Below are 22017 nucleotides of genomic sequence, written 5' to 3' on the forward strand. Positions count from 1 at the left end.
AAACAAGCCGGCCAGGGGGGCGCCCTGGCCGGCGAGGCCGCGGATGCTAGCCGATCACTCCTTGGTGGTCGCCGCGAAACGCTTGAGGATGTCGTTGCCGCGCTTGACGGCGTCGTTCATCGCGGTCTGCGCGTCCTTCTTGCCGGCGAGCACGGCCTCGATCTCCTCCTCGATCACGGTGCGGCCCTGCACGAAGTTGCCGAAGCGCAGGCCCTTGGAGTTGGCCGTCGGCGTCTTGTTGTTGAGCTGCAGCACGGCGATGTCGGTGCCCGGGTTCTTCTCGTAGTAGCCGCTCTGCTTGGTCAGGTCGGCCGCCGCGTTGGTCAGCGGCACGTAGCCGGTCATCTGGTGCCACTTGGCTTGCAGTTCCGGCGCCGACAGGTAGTTGAAGAAGTGCGCCACGCCCTTGTATTCGTCGGCCTTCTTGCCGCCCAGCACCCACAGGCTGGCGCCGCCGATGATGCTGTTCTGCGGCGCGCCGGGGATGTCGTCGTTGTAGGGCAGCATGTTCACCGAGAAGGCGAACTTGGCGTTCTTGCGGATGTTGGCCTGCGCGGCGGAGCTGGAGGTCAGCATCGCGCATTCACCGCTGAAGAACTTGGCCTCGGCCTCGTTGCGTCGGCCGGCGTAGGTGAACCAGCCGTTCTTCGCAAAGCCGGCCAGCATCTCGATGTGCGCCACATGACGCGGCGAGTTGATCTTGAACTCGGTGTTCACGCTGGCGATGCCGTTCTCGGCCGTGCCGATGGGCAGGTTGTGCCAGGCGCTGAAGTTCTCCACGTGCACCCAGCTCGGCCAGCCGGTCGTGTAGACGCACTGCTGGCCGCTGGCCTTCAGCTTGCCCGCGGTGATGGCGAACTCCTTCCAGGTCTTCGGCGCCACCGGCTGCAGGCCGGCCTTCTGGAACGCGTCCTTGTTGATGTAGAAGACCGGGGTGGACGAGTTGAAGGGCATCGACAGCATGTTGCCCTTGCGGTCGGTGTAGTAGCCGGCCACCGCGCCCACGTAGGCCTTCGGGTCCCACTTGACGCCGGATTCGTTCATCAGCTGGTAGACCGGCTTGATGGCGCCCTTGGCGCCCATCATCGTGGCCGTGCCCACCTCGAACACCTGCACGATGTGCGGGGCGGTGCCGGCGCGGTAGGCGGCGATGGCGGCCGTCATGGACTCGCCGTACGAGCCCTTGTAGACCGGCACCACCTTGTAGTTGGTCTGGCTGGCATTGAAGCCGTTGGCGATCTCGGTGACGCGCTCGCCCAGGGCGCCGGTCATCGAGTGCCACCACTGGATCTCGGTCTGCGCGGCAGCCGGCAGGGTGGTGGCGAAGGCGGCGGCGGCCACGGCCGCCAGGGACAGTTTCTTCAGGGACATCGGGGGGACTCCATCAGCGGACACGGCCGCGGTGCGGCGAGTGTCATCTCGTTTTATGACAGCGGCGTTTCTGTCATGGACCGGTGGGTGCGGGCCATCCGGACAAACCCCCTCGGCGGGGACGAGGCTTTGCTGCACCGCGGTAACATCCCGGGCTCCGCCATGAATGCGCCACAACCCCTCCTCGTGCCCGTGGCGTCGGCGGTTCCGGCCGACGCTGCGGCGGATGCCCGCGATGGCGCGCCTGCGCGCCTGCGGGAGATCCCCTACAACTACACCTCGTTCTCCGACCGCGAGATCGTGCAGCGCCTGCTGGGCGCGCGGGCCTGGGAGTTGCTGAGCCTGCTGCGCCAGGAGCGCCGCACCGGCCGCTCGGCGCGCATGCTCTACGAGGTGCTGGGCGACATCTGGGTCGTGCAGCGCAACCCGTACCTGGAAGACGACCTGCTGGCCAGCCCCAAGCGGCGCGGCCTGCTGATCGACGCGCTGCACCACCGCCTGGGCGAGGTGGAGAAACGCCGCACGCCGCAGGACGACCCGGTGCGCGACGGCCACGTCCGCGAACTGCTGGACGCCGCCTCCGCGGCCGTGAAGCGCTTCGCCGCCCACTTCGAGCAGGTGCAGCGTCTGCGCCAGCGCGCCCGCCGGGTGCTGGGCCGTGCCACGGCCAAGGACAACATCAAGTTCGACGGCCTGAGCCGCGTCTCGCACGTCACCGACGCCACCGACTGGCGCGTCGAGATGCCCTTCGTCGTGCTCACGCCCGACAGCGAGGCCGAGATGGCGGCGCTGGTGGCCGGCTGCATCGAGCTGGGCCTGACCATCATCCCGCGCGGCGGCGGCACCGGCTACACCGGTGGCGCCGTGCCGCTGACCTGGCAGAGCGCGGTGATCAACACCGAGAAGCTCGAGGCCATGAGCGAGGTCGAGTGGGTCGACCTGCCGGGCGTGGCCCACAAGGTGCCCACGGTTTACAGCGAGGCCGGCGTCGTCACGCAGCGCGTGGCCGACGCTGCCGAACGTGCCGGGCATGTGTTCGCGGTCGACCCCACCAGTGCCGAGGCCAGCTGCATCGGCGGCAACATCGCCATGAACGCCGGCGGCAAGAAGGCGGTGCTGTGGGGCACGGCGCTGGACAACCTGGCCAGCTGGAAGATGGTCACACCGCAGGCCACCTGGCTGGAGGTGGTGCGGCTGGACCACAACCTGGGCAAGATCCACGACGTGGCCGTGGCGCGCTTCGAGCTGCGCCATTTCGACGCCAGCGGGAAGAAGCTGCAGCGCACCGAAGTGCTGGAGATCCCGGGCCGCGTGTTCCGCAAGGAAGGCCTGGGCAAGGACGTCACCGACAAGTTCCTCGCCGGTCTGCCGGGCATCCAGAAGGAAGGCTGCGACGGCCTGATCACCAGTGCGCGCTGGGTGGTGCACCGCATGCCCGAGCACGTGCGCACCGTGTGCCTGGAGTTCTTCGGCAACGCCAAGGACGCGGTGCCCAGCATCGTCGAGATCAAGGACTTCATGTTCGCCGAGATGAAGCGCGAAGGCGGTGCCATCCTGGCCGGCCTGGAGCACCTCGACGACCGCTACCTCAAGGCCGTGGGCTACGCCACCAAGAGCAAGCGCGGCGGCCTGCCGAAGATGGTGCTCATCGGCGACATCGTCGGCGATGACGCCGACGCCGTGGCCCGTGCCACCAGCGAGGTCGTGCGCCTGGCCAACGGCCGCAGCGGCGAAGGCTTTGTCGCCGTCAGCGCCGATGCGCGCAAGAAGTTCTGGCTCGACCGCAAGCGCACCGCGGCCATCTCGCGCCACACCAACGCCTTCAAGATCAACGAGGACGTGGTGATCCCGCTCGACCGCATGGGCGAGTACACCGAAGGCATCGAGCGCATCAACGTCGAGTTCAGCCTGCGCAACAAGCTCGAGCTGGCCGACCGCCTGCTGGACTTCTTCCAGGCCGGTGCGCTGCCCTTGGGCCGCAGCGACGACGCCGGCGAGATCCCCAGTGCCGAGTTGCTGGAGGACCGCGTGCAGCAGGCCCTGGCGCTGCTGCGCGAGGTGCGCGCGCAATGGCAGGCCTGGCACGACCGGCTGGACATCGTCGATACCGCCACCGGCGAGACCTGGTTCGCGCAGTTGCAGGACCACCGGCTGCGCGCGTCGTGGAAAACCCAGATCCTCAAGCCGCTGCAGCAGGTGTTTGCCGGTGCCGCCTTCGCGCCCATCCTCGAGCAGTGCAAGACGATCCATCAGGAAGTCTTGCGCGGGCGCACCTGGGTGGCGCTGCACATGCACGCCGGCGACGGCAACGTGCACACCAACATCCCGGTCAACAGCGACAACTACGCCATGCTGCAGACGGCCCACGAGGCCGTGGCGCGCATCATGGCGCTGGCGCGGCGGCTGGGCGGCGTCATCAGCGGCGAACACGGCATCGGCATCACCAAGCTCGAGTTCCTGACCGACGACGAGCTCGCGAACTTCGCCGACTACAAGCAGCGTGTCGACCCCGAGGGCCGGTTCAACAAAGGGAAGCTGCTCCGCGGCGCGATGGAAGGTGCCTGGGCGGCGGACCTGAGCGCCGCCTACACGCCCAGCTTCGGCCTGATGGGCCACGAGTCGCTGATCATGCAGCGCAGCGACATCGGCGCCATCAGCGACAGCATCAAGGACTGCCTGCGCTGCGGCAAGTGCAAGCCGGTGTGCGCCACGCACGTGCCGCGCGCCAACCTGCTGTACAGCCCGCGCAACAAGATCCTGGCGACGTCCCTGCTCATCGAGGCCTTCCTCTACGAGGAGCAGACGCGCCGCGGCATCAGCCTGCAGCACTGGCAGGAGTTCGAGGACGTGGCCGACCACTGCACCGTCTGCCACAAGTGCGCCAGCCCCTGCCCGGTCAAGATCGACTTCGGCGACGTGACCATGGCCATGCGCAGCCTGCTGCGCAAGATGGGGCAGAAGAGCTTCCGGCCTGGCAACGCCGCGGCCATGCTGTTCCTCAACGCCACCAACCCGCAGACCATCAAGCTGATGCGCAGCGCCATGGTTGGCGTCGGCTTCAAGGCGCAGCGCTTCGTGCACGACCTGCTCAAGCCGCTGGCCCGGGCGCAGACCGCCGCGCCGCCGGCCACGCTGCGCGCGGCGCCGGTGAAGGAACAGGTCATCCACTTCATCAACAAGAAGATGCCCGGCGGTCTGCCCAAGAAGACGGCACGCGCGCTGCTGGACATCGAGGACAAGGACTACGTCCCCATCATCCGCGACCCGGCGCGGACGACGCCGGACACCGAGGCCGTCTTCTACTTCCCCGGCTGCGGCAGCGAACGCCTGTTCAGCCAGGTGGGCCTGGCCACCCAGGCCATGCTGTGGCAGGCCGGCGTGCAGACCGTGCTGCCGCCGGGCTACCTGTGCTGCGGCTACCCGCAGCGCGGCAGCGGCCAGACCGACAAGGCCGAGCAGATCATCACCGACAACCGGGTGCTGTTCCACCGCGTGGCCAACACGCTGAACTACCTGGACATCAAGACCGTGGTCGTCAGCTGCGGCACCTGCTACGACCAGCTGCAGGGCTACCAGTTCGAGGACATCTTCCCCGGCTGCCGCATCGTCGACATCCACGAATACCTGCTGGAGAAGGGCATCACGCTGCCGGCGGCCGAGCAGGGTGCCTACCTCTACCACGACCCCTGCCACAGCCCGATGAAGCAGCAGGCGCCGATGAAGACCGTCAAGGCGCTGGTGGGAGAGCAGGTGCTGGAGAGCGCCCGCTGCTGCGGCGAGAGCGGTACGCTGGGCGTGACCCGGCCCGACATCTCCACCCAGGTGCGCTTCCGCAAGGAGGAGGAGATCCGCAAGGGCGAGGCCGCCCTGCGTGCGCAGGGTGCGGTGCCCGCGGGCGGCGACGTGAAGATCCTCACCAGCTGCCCCAGCTGCCTGCAGGGCCTCAAGCGCTACGAGAACGACCTGCAGAACGGTCTGCTCGAGGCCGACTACATCGTGGTGGAGATGGCGCGCAAGATCCTCGGCGAGGACTGGCTGCCGCAGTACGTGCAGCGCGCCAACGCCGGTGGCATCGAGCGCGTGCTGGTGTAGTCCTGCAGTCGCGCGCCCGGGTGCCGGCAAGCGGCGCCTGCCACCCCCTAGCTTCAGGCCTCCCCGGCGGGTCTGGTCCGCCATTTGCATGCTGCACTGCAGCACAATGGACTTGACCCGGCGTGGTGCGTCGCACCGGCGCCGAGCGGAAGGGGCAGTCATGCGTGAATCGGTTCGGGAGCACAAGGATCGGCCCTGGTGGGGTGCTGCGGTGGTGCTCACCTTGCTGGTGCTGGCCGTGGGCGCGATGCTGACCATGCCCTTGCTCAGCGGCTGGCTGGTCGACGCCTACACCCGTCTGGCCGAAGGCCGCCCGGCCGACTTCGACCTGCCGGTGCTGATGGCCCTGCTGGCCGTGGCCCTGATCATCGGGTGGCGCGCGCGGGTGGAGTGATCTGCGGGAAAGGGCTGGGTGCGTCCCAGCCCGGCGGGCACACGGCAGTGCGCAGGCACTGTCCTATGTCCTGCCTCGTCCACGGTTCGGCTTGCAGGCCGAACCGCCTCGCCGGGCGCAGGACAGTGCGCAGGCACTGTCCTACGTCCCGGCTCGGCCCTCCCGCCGTCTCGGGCTTGGGGCGGGGCTAGACTTCGGCGCATCGCCACGCATTCGCTGCCCATGTCCGCCACCCGTCCCCAGCCCACCGCGCTCACCGTGCACCAGGCCTCGCGTCAGTTGGAGGTGGCCTACGACGACGGCGCCGTCTTCCGTATCCCGTTCGAACTGATGCGCGTATATTCGCCGTCGGCCGAGGTGCAGGGCCACGGCCCCGGGCAGGAGGTGCTGCAGACCGGCAAGCGCGGCGTGTCCATCTACGCCATCGAACCCGTCGGCCACTACGCCGTGCAGCCGCGCTTCAGCGACGGCCACGACAGCGGCATCTTCAGCTGGGAGTACCTCTACCGCCTGGGCGCCGAGCAGGACGCACTGTGGGCGCGCTACGAGGAGCGCCTGGCCGAGGCCGGCGTCGGCCGTGACGACCCGATGCCCGTCAAGTCCGGCGGCGCCTGCGCGAGCCACTGAGGGAGTGCCCGTGTCGCAGACCCATTTCGGCTTCGAGACCGTCGACGAGCAGGACAAGGCCCGCCGCGTGCGCGGCGTCTTCGATTCGGTGGCCCAGAAGTACGACCTGATGAACGACCTGTTGTCGGGCGGGCTGCATCGGGCCTGGAAAGCCTACACCGTGGCGGTGGCCAACGTGCAGCCGGGCGACAAGGTGCTGGACATCGCCGGCGGCACCGGCGACCTGGCCCGCGCCTTCGCCCGCAAGGCCGGCGAGCGCGGCGAGGTGGTGCTGACGGACATCAACGAATCGATGCTGCGCGTCGGGCGCGACCGCCTGCTCGACGACGGCTTGGCCCTGCCCACCGTGGCCTGCGATGCCGAGCGCCTGCCCTGGGCCGATGGCCGCTTCGACCTCGTCAGCGTGGCCTTCGGGCTGCGCAACATGACGCACAAGGACAAGGCCCTGGCCGAGATGTGCCGCGTGCTGCGGCCCGGCGGCCGGCTGCTGGTGCTGGAATTCTCCAAGGTGGCGCCCCCGCTGGCGCCCGTCTACGACTTCTATTCCTTCAAGCTGATGCCCGCCGTCGGCAAGTGGGTGGCCGGCGACGCCGACAGCTACCGTTACCTGGCCGAGAGCATCCGCATGCACCCGGACGCGCCCACGCTGAAGGGCATGATGCAGTCGGCCGGCTTCGGCCACGTGGACGTGCACAGCCTGGCCGCGGGCATCGTGGCGCTGCACGTCGGGATCAAATGCTGACCCTGGTCTCGGCGCTGAGCCAGTGGCGGCACCGGCGGGCGCGCCGCGTGCCGCGCCGCCAGCCGGCGGCCGCCCGCCGCCGTGTGCCGCCGGGCCTGGACACCGAGCAGTTCCTGTCGCTGGCACGCCTGAGCTTCCTGCGCCTGCAGGCCGCCTGGGATGCCGGCGACCTGGCGGCGCTGGAGCGCCTGACCACCGGCCCGCTGCTGGCCGAGCTGCGCGAACAGCTGCAGGCCCGCGGCAGCGGCGTCAATCGCACCGAGGTCATCGACCTCCAGGCCAGCCTGCTGGCCTTCGAGGAACTGGGCGAAGCCTTCGTGGCCAGCGTGGAGTTTTCCGGCCTGGTGCGCGAACACGACGACGCCGCACCGGCGGACTTCCGGGAACTCTGGCTGCTCACCCACCTGAAGCCCGCCGGCGACGCCCGGGAACTCCCCGAGGCCTGGCAACTGGCCCAGGTGCAGGCGCTGGCCTGATCGTGGCCTGACCCCACGGCGCGGCGTGCGGAATGCACGCGGGCCACAGTGCGAAACGCACAGGCCCCCCAAGGCTGGGGTGCGGCCATCGGGGGCGTGCTGCACCGGCTGTCACAACCCGCGGATTACACTCGTCCGCTGACTTTCCGGCCCGAGGAATCCGCATGGACCTGACCGTTGCCACCGTGCGCCGTGCGCGCCTGGTGCCCCTTGCCACCCTGATGGCCTGCAGCCTGTTGCTGGCCGCCTGTGGCGACAAGAAGGAAACGACCGCCAGCCAGACCGCGGCCAAGGTCAACAAGGACGAGATCACGGTCCACCAGATCAACTTCGTGCTGCAGCAGCAGCGTGGCCTGCGGCCCGAGCAGGCCGACGCCGCCAGCCGCCAGATCCTGGAGCGCCTGATCGACCAGGAACTGGCGGTGCAGCAGGCCGACGCGCTCAAGCTCGACCGTGACCCGCGCGTGGTGCAGCAGCTCGAGGCCGTCAAGCGCGAGGTGCTGGCCCGGGCCTATGCCGAGAAGGTGGGCGAAGCGGCCTCGCGGCCCACGCCCGAGGACATCAAGGCCTACTACGACGCCAACCCGGCGCTGTTTGCCGAGCGGCGCGTCTACAGCCTGCAGGAACTGCGCATCGAGGCCCCGGCCGATCAGGTGGGGGCCCTGCGCGAGCGGCTGCAGGCCAGCAAGAACATCAACGAGTTCGTCGAGTTCCTGCGCGGCGCCGGCCTGCGCTTCAACGCCAACCAGGCCGTGCGCGCCGCTGAGCAGCTGCCGCTGGCCAGCCTGAAGGCGTTCGCCCAGATGAAGGACGGGCAGGCGGTCTTCAACGCCGCGCCCAACGGAGCCGTCGTCATCGTGCTGGCCGGCTCGCGCAGCCAGCCGGTGGGCGAGGAACAGGCCCGGCCCGCGATCGAACAGTTCCTGCTCAACCAGCGCAAGCGCGAACTGCTGGAGCAGGACCGCAAGCGCCTGCGTGCCGATGCCACCGTTCAGTACGTGGGCAAGTTCGCCGAAGGCGCACCGCCGGCGGCCGAGGCTGCTTCTGCGCCGGCCGAGTCCGGCCTGCCGTCGCTGGCCCCCGCCGGCGAGGCGGCGATGCCGCCGGCAGCCCCGGCCTCCGCTGGCCTGGATCCTGCTGACATCAGCAAAGGCCTGGGACTGAAGTGAGCACCATGCGCATCCGAACCTCTGCCCTTCGCGCCGCCCTCGGTGGTTGGCTGGCCCTGGCCGCCTTGGCGTTCGCCCCTGCGGGCGGCGCCCTGGCGCAGCAGCCCGCCGCAGCCGCGCCGGCGGAGTACCGTCTGGGCGCCGGTGACGTCGTGCGCATCAGCGTCTACCAGGTGCCGGACCTGTCACTCGAAGCACGCCTGTCGGAGGCCGGCGTTATCAGCTACCCGCTGCTGGGCAGCGTGAAGCTCGGTGGCTTGAGCGTGGCCGAGGCCGAACAGGCCCTGGCCAACGGCCTGCGCGACGGCAACTTCGTCAAGCAGCCCCAGGTCAGCCTGCTGGTGGTGCAGGTGCGCGGCAACCAGGCCAGCGTGCTGGGCCAGGTCAACCGCCCTGGTCGCTACCCGCTGGAGACCGCCGGCCTGCGCCTGACGGAACTGCTGGCCACCGCCGGTGGCGTGTCGCCCAACGGGGCCGACGTCGTCACCCTGGTGGGCACGCGCAACGGCCAGCCCTTCCGCCAGAGCGTGGACCTGCCGGCCCTGTTCCGTGCCGGCGACGGCAAGGACCCCGTGATCCAGGACGGCGATGCGGTCTACGTGGAGCGCGCACCGCTGGTCTACATCTACGGCGAGGTGCAGCGCCCTGGTGCGCTGCGCCTGGAGCGCGGCATGACGCTGCTGCAGGCGCTGGCCGCCGGCGGCGGCCTGACCCAGCGTGGCACCGAGAAGGGGATCCGCGTGCACCGCAAGAATGCGCAGGGCGAGGTGCAGGTGCTGACCCCGGCCATGGACGACGGCGTGCGCGAAGGCGACGTGGTCTTCGTGCGCGAGAGCCTGTTCTGAGCGCGGAGAGCACAGCATGACCTTCGGCCAATTCCTGTCCATCCTCCGGGCCCGCTGGTGGGTGGTGCTGCTGGTGCTGGGCCTCACGGTGGCCACCACCGTCGTCGTCAGCCTGCTGCTGCCCAAGCAGTACACCGCCACCGCCAGCGTCGTCGTCGACTTCAAGCCCGACCCCATCAGCGCGGCCGTGTTCGGCGGCATGCCCAGCCCGGCGGTGATGGCCACGCAGGTGGACATCCTGACCAGCGAGCGCGTGGCGCTGCGCGTGGTGCAGGCCAACCGCCTGTCGGAGAACCCGCAGATCCGCCAGCAGTGGCAGGACGAGACTGGCGGCGAGGGCACCGTGGAGCAGTGGCTGATCACGCTGTTCCAGAAGAGCCTGGACGTGCAGCCCTCGCGCGAGAGCAGCGTCATCCGCGTGGGCTACCAGGCGCCGGACCCGCGTTTCGCGGCGGGCATGGCCAACGCCTTCGTGCAGGCCTACGTGGACACGTCGCTGGCGCTGCGCGTGAACCCGGCACGCCAGTACAGCGGCTTCTTCGACCAGCAGGTCAAGGACAGCCGCGAGGCCCTGGAGAAGGCGCAGAGCCGCCTCAGCGCATTCCAGCGCGCCAACGGCATCATCGCCACCGACGAGCGGCTGGACGTGGAGAACGCGCGCCTGAACGAGCTGAGCTCGCAGCTGGTGGCGCTGCAGGCCGTGGCCGCGGAATCGCGCAGCCGCCAGGCGCAGGCGAATTCCGCCGCGGGTGACCGCATCCAGGAGGTGCTGGCCAACCCCGTGATCAACCAGCTCAAGGCCGACATCACCCGCGCCGAGGTGCAGATCAAGCAGCTGACCGCGCGGCTGGGCGAGGCCCACCCGCAGGTGGTGGAGGCGCGTGGCAGCCTGGCCGAACTGCGCAGCCGGCTCGACGCCGAGACCCGCCGCGTCACCGGCGGCGTCACCGTGACCAGCACCATCAACACCCAGCGCGAGGCCCAGGTGCGCGCGGCGCTGGAGGCCCAGCGCGCGCAGGTGCTGCGCATGAAGACCGTGCGCGACGAAGGCCTGGTGCTGCAGCGCGAGGTGGAGAACGCCCAGCGCACCTACGACGCCGTGCAGGCCCGCCTGGCGCAGAGCAGCCTGGAGAGCCAGACCACGCAGAGCAACGTCAACGTGCTCACGCAGGCCGTGCCGCCGCTGGAGCCGTCCAGCCCCAACATCCCGCTGAACGTGGCGCTGTCGGTGTTCCTGGGCGGCCTGCTGGCCGTCGGTACCGCGCTGCTGCTGGAGTTGATGGACCGCCGCGTGCGCAGCGTGGACGACGTCATCGCCGCGCTGGACCTGCCCGTGATCGGTGTGCTGCCCAAGCCCGGTGCCAAGCGCTGGTCGGCCGGCAAGGCCCTGCCCATGCAGCAGCGGTTGATGCCGCCCCTGCCGCCCGCCGCCAAGGAAGCCTGAAGGCGCGAACTGAACATGGCCAAATTCAAAGACTCCTCGCCGGCGGTGGACGTGCTCGGCCCCGACAGCATGATGCCGCCCGCGGCGGGCAGCGTCGATGCCGACGCCGATCTGCGCGACCGCAGCATCGGCGACATCCTGGCCGAGCTGCGCAACCTCAGCGCCGAGCAGGTGGAGAAGGTGCTGCAGCACCAGCGCAGCAAGGGCGTGCGCTTCGGCGAGGCCGCGGTGGCGCTGGGCCTGGCCAGCCGCGACGACGTGCTCTACGCGCTGGCCCAGCAGTTCCACTACCCCTACGCGCCGGACGAGCAGAAGAAGGTCAGCCCCGAGCTGGTGATGCTGCGCGAACCCTTCGGCCCCCGCGCCGAGGCGTTCCGGGCCCTGCGCAGCCAGGTCATGATGCGGGTGTGGGCCGGCCCGGTGGGCATCGGCGAGCGTGCCGCGCTGGCCGTCATCAGCCCCGACAGCGGCGACGGCAAGAGCTACACCGCCGCCAACCTGGCGGTGGCCCTGGCCCAGCTGGGCGGCGGGCGCACGCTGCTGGTGGACGCCAACATGCGCAACCCGCGTCAGCACGAGATCTTCGCGCTGAAGGCGGCCAACGGGCTGTCCAGCGTGCTCAGCGGCCGCAGCGACAGCCAGGTCATCCAGCAGATTGCCGACGTACCGAGCCTGTTCGTGATGCCGGTGGGCACCACCCCCCCGAATCCGCTGGAACTTGTGGAGCGCCCGGCATTCAACTTGCTCATGCGCGAGCTCACCAGCAAGTTCGACCACGTGGTGGTCGACACCCCCGCGGCCACCCACGGGTCCGACGCCGGCGTCATTGCCGCGCGCTGCGGCGCCGCCGTCATCGTCGCCCACCGCCATGCCAGCCGCGTGGCCGGTCTGCAGGAGCTGCTGGGCTCGATGGCCGGCAGTGCGCTGCGGGTGGCGGGGGTGGTGTTGAACGAGCGCTGAGAAACTACCAGCCGTCTCGTCATGCGCCTGACCTACCAGCAGACCCGTCACATCGTGGCCACGGCGCAGCGGCACTTCGGCCTAGATGCGCGCGTGGCGCTGTCAGGTTCGTGGCTGGATGACGCTGTGCGCAATGGCGATGTCGACCTGCTGGAGGAAGCCCCGGCGCCACCCACCCTGGAGCAGCGAGCGCTGGCCACGATGGAGCTGGAAGGCGTGCTGCAACTGCCCGTGGACATCCTGGCCGTGCGGCATTGCGATGTCGGCAGCGCCTTTGTGCAGGCTGTGCGTCCGCGGGCGGTGTCGATGGAATTGGTGGCATGACTGCGCAACCGCTTCAGATCGAGCGTCAGTATCTGGTCCAGTTGCTGGAGGCTGTTAAACGCTGCTGCTTCCACCTGCATGCCAGTGCGCGCAAGCTGCCGTGGCTGCTGAACGGCCAGTTCCTTTACGCGCGCCGTAACGACACCGATCTCTTCGAGGCCATGGCGGCTTTCAACGAGTACTTTGCCAAGCTGCGGGACACCCAGGGTGCGGTCTTGCGCCACGCTGCACTGCTGATGGGCGAAACCACCTCACCGCTCATGCGCTCGCGACACTGTTCGAGAAACTTGGCGTCATCGAATCGGTGGCGGGTTGGCAACTGTCCCGCACGGTGCGCAACCTTTCAGTGCACGACTACGACACCGACTACGCCGTGATCGCCGAGCACTTCAACCAGTTGAACACGCTGCGGCCGGCCGTGCTGGCTTCGGCTAGCCGACTGATGGCCGTATGCGCCGCTGATCTGCAAGTTTTGGCTGCCACAGACGACTTCACGGCCGAGTTCCAAGTCGTTCTGTCTGAAACCGGAGTTGCTGCGTGAAGGCGTCGGACGTCGTGCGCCTGATACAGCCGCGTTGTCACCGATGGGGGCCCTGATGAGCGTCGTGCGAGACACCACGGCCGCACGTCAGCTGGCAGAAAAGCGGCCGCTTATCCCGCCGGGTGCTGACCTGTTGGTGCTGGGCTTGTTGCTGCTGGCCTTCGTGGCCATGTATGCGCCCAGCTACCTGCTGTTGGCCGAGCGCATCTGGCCTACCGACGAACAGGGCCACGGCCCCATCATCCTCGCGGTCAGTCTTTGGTTGCTGTTTTCCAAGCGCTACGAATTAGCAGCTCTTGAGTCCAAGGGCCAACCGGCGTGGGGTTACACGGTGCTCGGCTTCGGTGTGTTGTTGTATGCGGTCGGCCGCTCGCAATACATCATGTTCTTCGAGATCGTCTCGCAGATCGTCGTGCTTGCCGGCCTGGTGCTGTTGTTCAGAGGGCGGGCCGGGCTAAGGCTGGTGTGGTTTCCGCTCTTCTTCCTGCTCTTCATGGTGCCACTGCCCGGCTCAGTCGTGGCCAGCGTCACCGGCCCGCTGAAGTCGGCGGTGTCTGCTGTGGCCGCCAGCCTGCTGCATTCGTTGGGCTACCCGCTGGGCCGCAGTGGTGTCGTGCTCACCGTGGGGCCCTATCAGCTGCTGGTGGCTGATGCGTGTGCGGGCCTCAACAGCATGTTCACGCTGGAGGCGCTGGGCCTGCTCTACATGAACCTTATGGGCTACACGAACGCCGTACGCAACGTCGTGTTGGCCGTGCTGATCATTCCCATTTCCTTCGCGGCCAACATCGTGCGGGTGATGATCCTCGTACTTGTCACGTACCACTTTGGGGACGAAGCTGGGCAGGGCTTTGTGCATGACTTCGCCGGCATGGTGCTGTTCCTGGTGGGCTTGGTCCTGATGCTGGCTACGGACAAACTATTGGCGTTGTTCTTCCGCGGCAAGAATCAGCGGTCCGGGTTGGCGGCATGAACACGTCCCTGAAGCGCAGAGGCTTCGTGGCTGCGGCCATGATGTTCGGTGGTGCCGGCTTGGCTGTCGCAATGCGGCCCACCCGACACATGGCCGACGAGATCGGCATGCCAGACCTGGAACAGATTTTTCCGAAGCAGTTCGGAGACTGGCAGGTGGACACCAACACCCCAATCATCCTGCCATCGCCCGATGTGCAGGCGCTGCTGGACAAAATCTACAACCAGGTGCTGGCCCGCACCTACGTCAACAGACAGGGCCAGCGCATCATGCTCAGCGTGGCCTACGGCGGCGACCAGAGCGATGGCACCAGTGCGCACCGGCCTGAGGTCTGCTACCCGGCGCAAGGGTTTGTCATCACCACCAACCGCCTGGCCACGGTGCCGCTGCCGCAGAAGGGGCTGCCGGTGCGTCAGCTGATGAGCAAGCTGGGGCAGCGCAGCGAACCCATCACCTACTGGGTTGTCGTGGGTGGCGATGTGGTGACTACTGGCATAGGGCAGAAGCTGGCACAGATGCGCTACGGTGTGCGCGGCGTCATCGCCGATGGCATGTTGGTGCGCGTGTCCAGCATCGACCCCGACATGGCCAAGGGTCATGCCCTGCAAGCCCGCTTTGTCCTGGACCTCGCGAGCCAGATGGCACCGGCAGCCGCTGAGAGGGTGTTCGGCAGTTCCAGGGCATGACACGCGCTCACGGTGCCCGCGTGTGCAATCCGGTCTGCCGTGGGGCAAACGCCGCCAGTTGCGTATGAAGCGCAATTTCCTCTACACCGCGGTGTCTGTCGGCAGCCGCCTGTTGGTGGGCCTGCTGCTGTTTCTGCTGCTGGCGCGCCTGTGGGGGCCGGCGCAGTTCGGCTTGTTCAGCTTTGTTTTCAGTGTCAGCGCGTTGCTGGTGCTGCTGGTGGACTTTGGCTTCGCCGTCTATCTGTTGCGTGAGGTAGCTGCCACGCCCGCAGACGCTGCGCGCCTGATTGCTGAGGCATTTCGCGCCAAGCTATTGCTGATGGCAGTGGCCATTGCGCTGCTCGTCGTGGCGGGGGCTGCCATCGGCGCATCCACATTGCCGCCTGATTTGGTAGTGCCGCTCTTTCTGGCGGCACTGGCGATGTCGTTTTCCGACTTCTTCGTGGCGCCGCTGCGGGCGTTGGACCGGTTCGACCTGGAGGCACGCCTGGTAACCATGGCCAATGCCTTGCAGTTCGTGCTGGCGGGCTTGGTGGCCTGGCAGGGCGGATCACCGATGCAAGTTGCGTGGGCCATGGTGGTGTCTCGCTGTGTCTACCTGGCGCTGGCGTGGCGTGCCGCTCGCAAGGTGGTCCCGCTGCTGCGCCTGCGTGACCCGGTGGCGATCGGGCCGCTGCCGACGCTGCGCCGCGCATGGCCCTATGGCGTCGACGGCATTCTGGTCACAGCCTGGAACCAATTGGACGTGGTAGCAGTGCGCGTGCTGTTTGGTACACAGGCCGTGGGCCTTTACAGTGCCGGGCAAAAGGTGGTGCTTGGGGTCGGCGCTTTGGCGCCGGTGGTGGGCAACGTGATGATTCCTCGGCTGTCGCGACTGGCTGCCGTTGGCGATCGCACCTTCTGGAAGACAGCCGCGAAGACGGGCGCGCTGATGGGCTTCATCGGTGCAGCCTTTGGCCTGCCACTCATGCTGTTTGCGCAGCCGCTGGCCGACTTGATGTTCGGTCAGTCGTTTCAGGGGTTGGCCGGGCTGCTGCCCTTGTTTGGTGGTGTGCTGCTGCTGCGCTACGTGGCCGCCAGCGCAGGCGTCGTCATCACGGCCGTCGGCTTCCAGTCGCGCCGCGTGGTGGTTCAGTTGGTGGGTTTGGGCACGGTGGCATGCCTGTTGCCTGTGCTGGCCGCCCAGCAAGGACAACTGAGTGACTTTGTTGCCGTCTTCATGTTCGGGCAGGGGGCCATGACTTTGGGCTACTTCTGGTGGCTTTGGCGCTATCGAACCGGGCGCACCGCCCGCGACGCACGATGAACGTGATTACTGTCGGCCTGCTCTGGCACAGCATCGACTCCGCCAACCTGGGTGTGGGTGCACTCACCCATGGCCAGATGCATCTGGTGGCACAGGCTGCGCGGGCCGCTGGTGTTCAAGTGCGCTTCATCATCATCGGCTGGGCACGTGATGGCGCCCAAGCGGGAGATTCGCGTGTCGTCGATGTGTGCCAGGTCAATGGCAAGCGCCTGCTCGGTCTGGACGGACGGCTCGGGCAATGCCTGGCGAAGTGCGACCTGGTGCTTGACATCGGCGAGGGCGACAGCTTCTCCGACATCTACGGTTGGAAGCGGCTGGTCTTCCTGATCGGCACCAAGCTGCGTGCCGCTCGCCATGGCCGCAAGTTGGTGTTGAGCCCGCAGACTTTGGGGCCTTTCAAGCACCCGCTGGCGGCTTGGTGGGCTGACATCGCCATGCGCCGCGCCAATCTGGTTTGCGCCCGCGATGGCTTGTCCACCCGATACTTCGAATCCCGCGAGCTCGCCACACCGTTCCTGGAAGCGATAGACGTCGCGTTCGCCCTTCCTTTCGAACGAACCGTCTCACCGCCCTTGCCGGTGCGCGTTGGCATCAATGTGTCGGGTCTGCTGTGGGCGGGCGGCTACTCGGGTGATAACCAGTTTGGCCTGGCGCTGGACTACCGGCGGACCATGCATGCGCTGGTGCGCCACTTCAAGGCCTTGCCCGATGTTCAGGTGGTGCTGGTGCCTCACGTGGTGACAGCCGACCGCCTGGCCGAGGACGACTTGCGTGCGTCTCAGGCGGTGGCCGCGGAGCATCCGGGCGTCGAGGTGGCGGGGCCGTTTGATTCGCCCATGCAGGCCAAGAGCTTCATCTCCGGCATGCACTTTTTCCTGGGCGCGCGCATGCACGCCTGCATCGCGGCGTTTTCTTCGGGTGTGCCTTGCGTGCCCATGGCCTACAGCCGCAAGTTCACCGGACTGTTCAACTCGCTGGGCTACGGCGAGGTGGCCGACTGCACCCGGGAAGATCAGGCCACCGTGCTGGCTCGCATCTGCCGCGCTTTCGACCGCCGCCAGGAGCTTCAGACCCTGGTGGACGACGGCAATGGCCAAGCGCAGCAGCGACTGGCGAGCTACCGTGATGCGCTGACTGTCTTGTTGGAAGGGGTGATGCGTGGTTGAAGCCACCCTGGCCAGCATCGTCAACGATGGCTTGTGCACGGGTTGCGGCGCGTGTGCTGCCGTTTTGCCGCCTGGGCGCGTGCGGATGGCGCTGGATGAGCAGGGCTTTCTTCGGCCGCGCGCTGAACAGGCCTTGTCGACTGCTGACCAGGAGGCGGTACGTCAGGTGTGCCCCGGCATCGGCTTGACGCACGAAAACGGGGTATCGGCTGCAGGTGTGGCCTATCACCCGGTGTGGGGCCCGGTGGCGTCACTCTGGGCCGGACATGCCACCGACCCCGACATCCGGCGCCGCGCCTCGTCGGGTGGGGTGCTGTCTGCACTGTTGATTCACCTGCTGGAGAGCAGACAGGTCGACTTCGTGCTGCATGTGCGCGCGGCAACCGATGACCCGCTGCGCAACGACGCCGTCATCAGCACCACGCGCGACGAGGTGGCGCAGGGCGCCGGCTCACGCTACGCGCCTGCCGCACCCGTGGAACTCCTGCCCCAAGCCCTGGCACGGCCTGGTCGGTTTGCGTTCGTGGGCAAGCCCTGCGATGTGGCCGCGGTTCGCATGATGATGCTGCGCGACCCGGCCCTTGCGCAGCGCATTCCGTTTCTGCTGTCGTTCATGTGCGCCGGCACGCCCAGCCTGCGCGGCACGCATGAGGTGTTGCAGCGCATGGACGTTCCAGCGGCCCAAGTCGTGCAGTTTCGCTACCGCGGCGATGGCTGGCCGGGGCTGACCCGTGCCGAGTCGCGGGACGGCAGCGTGGCCACGATGGACTACAACACCTCTTGGGGCACGATCCTCAACCGGCACTTGCAGCCCCGGTGCAAGCTGTGTGCCGATGGCACCGGGGAGTTCGCCGATGTCGTGTGCGCGGATGCCTGGTACGGGAAGGATGGATACCCGGACTTTGCTGAGCGTGAGGGGCGCAGCCTCGTATTGGCGCGCACTGCGGCGGGACGCGAACTACTGAACGGCGCCGTTTCTGCAGTTGTCCTGGAGCCCTTTGACATTCAGAGTTTGCACGGGCTTCAGCCTTACCAATTCTTCAGAAAGGGCTGCCTGATTGCCAGGTTGGGTGCCATGCGCCTGGCCGGCAGGGTCGTGCCAAGCTATGCCGGCCTGCAATTGCGGGCGGCTGCCCGGCAGATACCGGTTCGCAGGTTTGCCAAAGAGTTCTTGGGCACGCTGCGGCGATGTATCACTGGCCGCATGTAGTGGGCCTGCTGGACGGTATGAACCACCGGAAATGAACGGCCAAGTTTATGTTATAGGTCCGCTGAAAAATTTATTTGATCGGAAATGTATGCAGCTCTTGACTGGACCGACCCTGGTCTCTAGGCGAGCGAGTTCCAAATTCTCATTGGGTGCTGCCGTCACCATTCTTGCTTCGATGGTTGTAGCCCTGCTCCTGGGCTTGTTCGCGGTTTTCTTGCCATGGCCAATTCTGATTCCGATGGTTGTGGCTCCAGTTGGTCTGATCTTGGCATGGATACGCCCAGAAATTGCGCTTGTCATATTGGTTGCGGCATCGTTTGGAGTCATTCCGGAGTACTTGTTGCCCAGACTTCCTGTTGGGGGCGGCACGATACGTGTTGAAGACGTCGGTGTCCTCGTGATGATTGGAATAGTCCTGCTTCGCAACGGCGGTGGCATCAGAAGAGCGATGAAGCCGATCGAGAGCTATTACTGGCCGATTGGTGCCTTCATTCTGGCGGCAATTGTTTCAGCTGCGCTCGCCGTCGGGTTGCACGGTGTCGAGCAGAAGAACACCTTCCAGGAGTTGAGACCTTTCGTCTATTGGCTGTGGTTGCCTGCCTTGTGTTTAGCTATTCGCACCGAAGTGCAAATGCGTCGATTCCTGTTTGGTATCGCTACAGTGGCGGTTGTCACGGCAGGGCTTTTGATGTTTCAGTCGTTCACTGGATACTCCGTGATGACGAAGGGGCAAGCCATTCGCGATCTATATACGGCTGGTGATCACTTTCGCGGAGTTCTGAGGAGTACTAGTCCTGCATCATTTATTATTTTGGCGGTACTCATGTTTCTGTTGTCTTCATTCGCGTATGCGCCGGGCAGCGTGCGCGGCCCATTGCTTGCGACACTCTTCCTCGTGCTGGCTGGAGGCATTCTGGTTGGCTTCGGTCGCGGCGTTTGGTTTTCTGCCTTGCTTGGGGTTTTGTTGTTAGGCTATTTCGTGCGTACCTCTCGGTACTTTGGCGTTGTTTGTTTCTTGGTGATCTCTGCCGCTAGTGGTATTGCCCTGCTTTCGATGGTCAAGCCGGATTATGTTTCGGCGGCTTACGATCGTGTGTTTAGTGTCGGTAACGAGCTCGACTACGGAAAGTCATTCGACAGGCGGAGGGCGGAGAACATCGCGGCGGTGAATGCAATCCTTGACAGCCCGCTGCTCGGTGTTGGGTTGGGCAAAGACTACATGCCGATCAATTCGGAAACAACCAGTTGGGAGTCTGGAACACGATATATTCATAATACTTATATTGGTACACTATTGAAGCTTGGTCCGTTCGGTTTGATTGCCTTGCTCTGGTTGGTCGCGGTTACGATTACCCGATTGTGGTCCGTTACGCGACGATGTTCGTCTGCTCTTCCGATACATTTCTCAGCGCTTTGGGCAGCTCTTGCCATGATGATCTTTACGGCGATAACGCAGCCAAATCTTCTTGCTACGCCAGGGGTTCTCACTGTTTGCTTAGCAATTTTTGTGTCGGAATGGTTTCGCAGTCGTGAGTCAGCAATCAATGAGAGGTAAGTCGGTTGGGGTGAATGGCCGCCTTCTCTCACGAATGCTGGGGAGGACGCTGCTGTCTGATCAGGCGTTGCGAAGCTACGCGTCAAAGCAGACTAGCTCAGCTGTCGGTGGTGCCTCGATCCGGATCCTCAAATGATGCCTAGCGTCTGGGTCTTGTTGCTGAATTGGCGAAACGGACGCGACACGGTCGAGTGTCTGCAGTCCTTGCTCGATTGTGGCGGTGCCCAAGTGCGGGGTGTCGTGCTTTGCGATAACGACTCTGGTGACGATTCCTTCGCGCTCGTGGCTAGTTGGGCTGCAGAATCGGGCGTGGCCCTGCGTCTGGCTGCTGTTGCCGAAGCGCTAACTGGTGTAGCTCAGGTAATTCATGGGAGTTCGCAGGCACCTTGGGACCTGCACTTTGTCCAAACCGGTGCCAATCTAGGCTTCGCTGGAGGCAACAACGTCGGGTTGCGCTACATCCGGTCCATGGCGCAGCCCGATGAAGCGGTGTTTCTCTTGAACAACGACACCTTGCTGACTGAGGGTGCGATAGACCGAATGCTGGCCAGGTTGTGCCAGGGCCGCACAGGCATGTGCGGGGCCACCGTGGTGTATCACCACGGCCAGCGCAGGGTGCAGGCTTACGGCGGGGCCCGTTTCCAGCCTTGGCTGGGCAGGGCAAGACACCTGGGTGCCCATGCTGCGTTTGACGTGCCGCGTGACCCTGCGTCCGTGGAACCGCAACTTGATTACGTGCTCGGCGCGGCGCTCATGATCCGCGGCGATTGTCTGAACGACGTGGGGCTGCTCGACGATCGCTACTTTCTCTACTACGAGGAAATCGATTGGGCCACACGTGCGAGGCGCATGGGCTACGACCTCGGATGGGCGCCAGATGCCGTGGTTTTTCACAAAGAGGGTGCGACCATAGGCTCGAGTTCGAATGGCCGAAAGCGCAGCTTGCTTTCCGAGTACCACATGGTCAGAAGCAGTTTGCTGTTCACCCGCAAGTTCTACCCCTACTATCTGCCCACGGTTGTGGCCTTTATATTGCTCAAGTCCCTGCAAATGATCTTCCATAACGATCTGGCTCGGGCAGCGGTGCGTACGAGGGCTTTGCTGGGGCTAAGCCGAGCGCCCTGATGAGTCGCGACGCACTCTTCATCGCATGGACGGGGTTCCAGCGGCGCCAGATTTCAATGGCGCCGCACTGTGGCTTCGAGACTGTCTTCTTTGCCGTGCCGAGACACACCTCGCGTCTCGCGAAGCTCCTGCTCTACCTTCGGCACGGCATGGAAACCTGGAAGCTGCTGCGCGCGCGCGGGCCTGCAGTGGTCTGGGTGCAGTTACCTCAGGTGCCACTGCTGTGGGTTGCCTTGGCATATCGGATGCTCAGCAAGCATACGGTGCGCGTGGTGGCCGACTGCCACAACGCGCAGTTGCGGCCGCCGTGGAGCAGCTTTCCTCTCGCTCGTTGGGCGCTGCGGCGTGCAGACGTGGTGCTGGTCCACAACGACGCCATGCACTCGGCTGCCCTGGAACTCGGTTGGGCTACGCAAACACTGCGGGTTCTCGAAGATGTGCCGCCGCAGGGAATGTCCGGGCCGCCTTCGGGCCTCGCTCGGAAAGTGATTCCGCTCGGAAAGCCGTGGGTTGTCTTTCCGGGTTCGTTCGCTGCAGACGAACCAGTTCGCGAGGTGCTGGAGGCCGCGCGTCTGGCGCCAGAGCTCGGATTTATCCTCACCGGTGCTTTGCAGACCGCTAGGCGCAATGGTCACCCTGTCGACAGTCTGCCGCCCAATGTCGTGCTGCCCGGTTTCTTGCCGACGGATGTTTTCGAAGACCTGCTGCGTGACGCCGATGTAATTTTGGGACTGACTCGCTTCGAGGGCATACAGCTCAGTGTTTGCAACGAGGCACTGGGCTTTGCCCGGCCTTTGGTCACGGCGAATACCTCTGTCTTGCGGACGCTTTTCGGGCAGGCTGCCGTTCTGGTCGATGCAAACGACCCTGCAAGCATTGCCCAGGGCTGCCGGCAAGCGTTTGCCGAGTCGCCTGCCAGATCGATGGCCTCTGCCGAGTTGGCTCAGACACGCCTAGTCAAATGGCTGCAGGGGCCGCTTTCGGCTGTCAAGCTCCTTCTGCGGTAAGAGG

General features: G+C 66.1%; 21 protein-coding genes. 20 read left to right on the forward strand and 1 reads right to left on the reverse strand.

What is annotated here, in order from left to right; translation table 11 throughout:
• Positions 1–54 precede the first annotated feature (54 nt).
• Positions 55–1371, reverse strand: coding sequence for a sn-glycerol-3-phosphate ABC transporter substrate-binding protein UgpB (gene ugpB / locus ENE75_RS01815; RefSeq protein ID WP_128195028.1), 1317 nt, complete (start codon positions 1369–1371; stop codon positions 55–57).
• Positions 1372–1533: 162 nt separating this feature from the next.
• Here ugpB and ENE75_RS01820 point away from each other — a divergent pair, with 162 nt between their 5' ends.
• The 20 genes from ENE75_RS01820 (at position 1534) to ENE75_RS01915 (ending at position 22013) form a co-directional block, all read left to right on the forward strand.
• Positions 1534–5463: a DUF3683 domain-containing protein gene (locus ENE75_RS01820; protein ID WP_128195030.1), complete on the forward strand. Its 3930-nt coding sequence runs from the start codon at positions 1534–1536 to the stop codon at positions 5461–5463.
• Positions 5464–5623: 160 nt separating this feature from the next.
• Complete coding sequence (locus tag ENE75_RS01825; protein WP_128195032.1) at positions 5624–5857, forward strand: hypothetical protein; 234 nt, start codon at positions 5624–5626, stop codon at positions 5855–5857.
• A 222-nt stretch (positions 5858–6079) separates the two neighbouring features.
• Positions 6080–6484 carry a gamma-butyrobetaine hydroxylase family protein gene (locus ENE75_RS01830; RefSeq protein ID WP_128195034.1) on the forward strand — a complete coding sequence of 135 codons (405 nt, stop codon included), beginning with the start codon at positions 6080–6082 and terminating at the stop codon, positions 6482–6484.
• Positions 6485–6494: 10 nt separating this feature from the next.
• Entirely contained in the window at positions 6495–7226 is a 732-nt protein-coding gene (ubiE, locus tag ENE75_RS01835) for a bifunctional demethylmenaquinone methyltransferase/2-methoxy-6-polyprenyl-1,4-benzoquinol methylase UbiE (protein ID WP_128195036.1), read from the forward strand.
• Positions 7220–7702, forward strand: coding sequence for a Tim44 domain-containing protein (locus ENE75_RS01840; RefSeq protein WP_128195038.1), 483 nt, complete (start codon positions 7220–7222; stop codon positions 7700–7702). Before ubiE ends, ENE75_RS01840 begins: the two co-directional genes overlap by 7 nt.
• 164 nt (positions 7703–7866) lie before the next feature.
• On the forward strand, positions 7867–8871 hold the full coding sequence (locus ENE75_RS01845; RefSeq protein ID WP_128195040.1) for an EpsD family peptidyl-prolyl cis-trans isomerase: 1005 nt from the start codon (positions 7867–7869) through the stop codon (positions 8869–8871).
• Positions 8872–8876: 5 nt separating this feature from the next.
• Positions 8877–9716 carry a polysaccharide export protein EpsE gene (gene epsE / locus ENE75_RS01850; RefSeq protein ID WP_128195042.1) on the forward strand — a complete coding sequence of 280 codons (840 nt, stop codon included), beginning with the start codon at positions 8877–8879 and terminating at the stop codon, positions 9714–9716.
• A gap of 16 nt (positions 9717–9732) precedes the next feature.
• Complete coding sequence (gene epsF / locus ENE75_RS01855; protein WP_128195044.1) at positions 9733–11160, forward strand: chain length determinant protein EpsF; 1428 nt, start codon at positions 9733–9735, stop codon at positions 11158–11160.
• A gap of 15 nt (positions 11161–11175) precedes the next feature.
• Positions 11176–12120: a polysaccharide biosynthesis tyrosine autokinase gene (locus ENE75_RS01860; RefSeq protein WP_128195046.1), complete on the forward strand. Its 945-nt coding sequence runs from the start codon at positions 11176–11178 to the stop codon at positions 12118–12120.
• A gap of 21 nt (positions 12121–12141) precedes the next feature.
• On the forward strand, positions 12142–12444 hold the full coding sequence (locus tag ENE75_RS01865; protein ID WP_199232189.1) for a nucleotidyltransferase domain-containing protein: 303 nt from the start codon (positions 12142–12144) through the stop codon (positions 12442–12444).
• Positions 12441–12821, forward strand: a complete 381-nt coding sequence (locus ENE75_RS01870; RefSeq protein WP_128195049.1) for a hypothetical protein — start codon at positions 12441–12443, stop codon at positions 12819–12821. Before ENE75_RS01865 ends, ENE75_RS01870 begins: the two co-directional genes overlap by 4 nt.
• Entirely contained in the window at positions 12818–12985 is a 168-nt protein-coding gene (locus ENE75_RS01875) for a hypothetical protein (RefSeq protein WP_158288828.1), read from the forward strand. The genes ENE75_RS01870 and ENE75_RS01875 overlap by 4 nt, the downstream gene beginning before the upstream one ends.
• Positions 12986–13040: 55 nt before the next feature.
• On the forward strand, positions 13041–13958 hold the full coding sequence (xrtB, locus tag ENE75_RS01880) for an exosortase B (protein WP_128195053.1): 918 nt from the start codon (positions 13041–13043) through the stop codon (positions 13956–13958).
• On the forward strand, positions 13955–14644 hold the full coding sequence (gene epsI, locus ENE75_RS01885) for an exosortase-associated protein EpsI, B-type (protein WP_128195055.1): 690 nt from the start codon (positions 13955–13957) through the stop codon (positions 14642–14644). The genes xrtB and epsI overlap by 4 nt, the downstream gene beginning before the upstream one ends.
• Before the next feature lie 64 nt (positions 14645–14708).
• The gene (locus tag ENE75_RS01890; RefSeq protein WP_158288829.1) at positions 14709–15950 is read left to right on the forward strand and encodes an oligosaccharide flippase family protein; all 1242 of its coding nucleotides are present in this window, start codon (positions 14709–14711) and stop codon (positions 15948–15950) included.
• Positions 15947–17116: a polysaccharide pyruvyl transferase family protein gene (locus ENE75_RS01895; protein ID WP_128195059.1), complete on the forward strand. Its 1170-nt coding sequence runs from the start codon at positions 15947–15949 to the stop codon at positions 17114–17116. Before ENE75_RS01890 ends, ENE75_RS01895 begins: the two co-directional genes overlap by 4 nt.
• Positions 17109–18326 (forward strand): Coenzyme F420 hydrogenase/dehydrogenase, beta subunit C-terminal domain, encoded by a 1218-nt coding sequence (locus ENE75_RS01900; RefSeq protein WP_199232190.1) that lies wholly within the window; start codon positions 17109–17111, stop codon positions 18324–18326. The genes ENE75_RS01895 and ENE75_RS01900 overlap by 8 nt, the downstream gene beginning before the upstream one ends.
• Positions 18327–18357: 31 nt before the next feature.
• Entirely contained in the window at positions 18358–19881 is a 1524-nt protein-coding gene (locus ENE75_RS01905) for an O-antigen ligase family protein (protein WP_158288830.1), read from the forward strand.
• Between the two features lie 309 nt (positions 19882–20190).
• Entirely contained in the window at positions 20191–21006 is an 816-nt protein-coding gene (locus tag ENE75_RS01910; RefSeq protein WP_375138460.1) for a glycosyltransferase family 2 protein, read from the forward strand.
• The gene (locus ENE75_RS01915; RefSeq protein WP_128195066.1) at positions 21006–22013 is read left to right on the forward strand and encodes a glycosyltransferase; all 1008 of its coding nucleotides are present in this window, start codon (positions 21006–21008) and stop codon (positions 22011–22013) included. The genes ENE75_RS01910 and ENE75_RS01915 overlap by 1 nt, the downstream gene beginning before the upstream one ends.
• Positions 22014–22017: the final 4 nt, after the last annotated feature.

Source organism: Rubrivivax albus, assembly GCF_004016515.1.
GTDB lineage: Bacteria > Pseudomonadota > Gammaproteobacteria > Burkholderiales > Burkholderiaceae_C > Rubrivivax > Rubrivivax albus.

Bases quoted from the DNA above. Each gene is read 5' to 3' on its own strand.
- ENE75_RS01860 (WP_128195046.1), top strand. From the start codon at position 11,176: ATGGCCAAATTCAAAGACTCCTCGCCGGCGGTGGACGTGCTCGGCCCC.
- epsI (WP_128195055.1), top strand. From the start codon at position 13,955: ATGAACACGTCCCTGAAGCGCAGAGGCTTCGTGGCTGCGGCCATGATG.
- ugpB (WP_128195028.1), bottom strand. From the start codon at position 1,371: ATGTCCCTGAAGAAACTGTCCCTGGCGGCCGTGGCCGCCGCCGCCTTC.
- ENE75_RS01905 (WP_158288830.1), top strand. From the start codon at position 18,358: ATGAACGGCCAAGTTTATGTTATAGGTCCGCTGAAAAATTTATTTGAT.
- ENE75_RS01845 (WP_128195040.1), top strand. From the start codon at position 7,867: ATGGACCTGACCGTTGCCACCGTGCGCCGTGCGCGCCTGGTGCCCCTT.
- ENE75_RS01890 (WP_158288829.1), top strand. From the start codon at position 14,709: ATGAAGCGCAATTTCCTCTACACCGCGGTGTCTGTCGGCAGCCGCCTG.
- ENE75_RS01840 (WP_128195038.1), top strand. From the start codon at position 7,220: ATGCTGACCCTGGTCTCGGCGCTGAGCCAGTGGCGGCACCGGCGGGCG.
- ENE75_RS01870 (WP_128195049.1), top strand. From the start codon at position 12,441: ATGACTGCGCAACCGCTTCAGATCGAGCGTCAGTATCTGGTCCAGTTG.
- ENE75_RS01915 (WP_128195066.1), top strand. From the start codon at position 21,006: ATGAGTCGCGACGCACTCTTCATCGCATGGACGGGGTTCCAGCGGCGC.
- ENE75_RS01825 (WP_128195032.1), top strand. From the start codon at position 5,624: ATGCGTGAATCGGTTCGGGAGCACAAGGATCGGCCCTGGTGGGGTGCT.
- epsF (WP_128195044.1), top strand. From the start codon at position 9,733: ATGACCTTCGGCCAATTCCTGTCCATCCTCCGGGCCCGCTGGTGGGTG.
- ENE75_RS01895 (WP_128195059.1), top strand. From the start codon at position 15,947: ATGAACGTGATTACTGTCGGCCTGCTCTGGCACAGCATCGACTCCGCC.
- epsE (WP_128195042.1), top strand. From the start codon at position 8,877: ATGCGCATCCGAACCTCTGCCCTTCGCGCCGCCCTCGGTGGTTGGCTG.
- ENE75_RS01830 (WP_128195034.1), top strand. From the start codon at position 6,080: ATGTCCGCCACCCGTCCCCAGCCCACCGCGCTCACCGTGCACCAGGCC.
- ENE75_RS01820 (WP_128195030.1), top strand. From the start codon at position 1,534: ATGAATGCGCCACAACCCCTCCTCGTGCCCGTGGCGTCGGCGGTTCCG.
- ENE75_RS01865 (WP_199232189.1), top strand. From the start codon at position 12,142: ATGCGCCTGACCTACCAGCAGACCCGTCACATCGTGGCCACGGCGCAG.
- xrtB (WP_128195053.1), top strand. From the start codon at position 13,041: ATGAGCGTCGTGCGAGACACCACGGCCGCACGTCAGCTGGCAGAAAAG.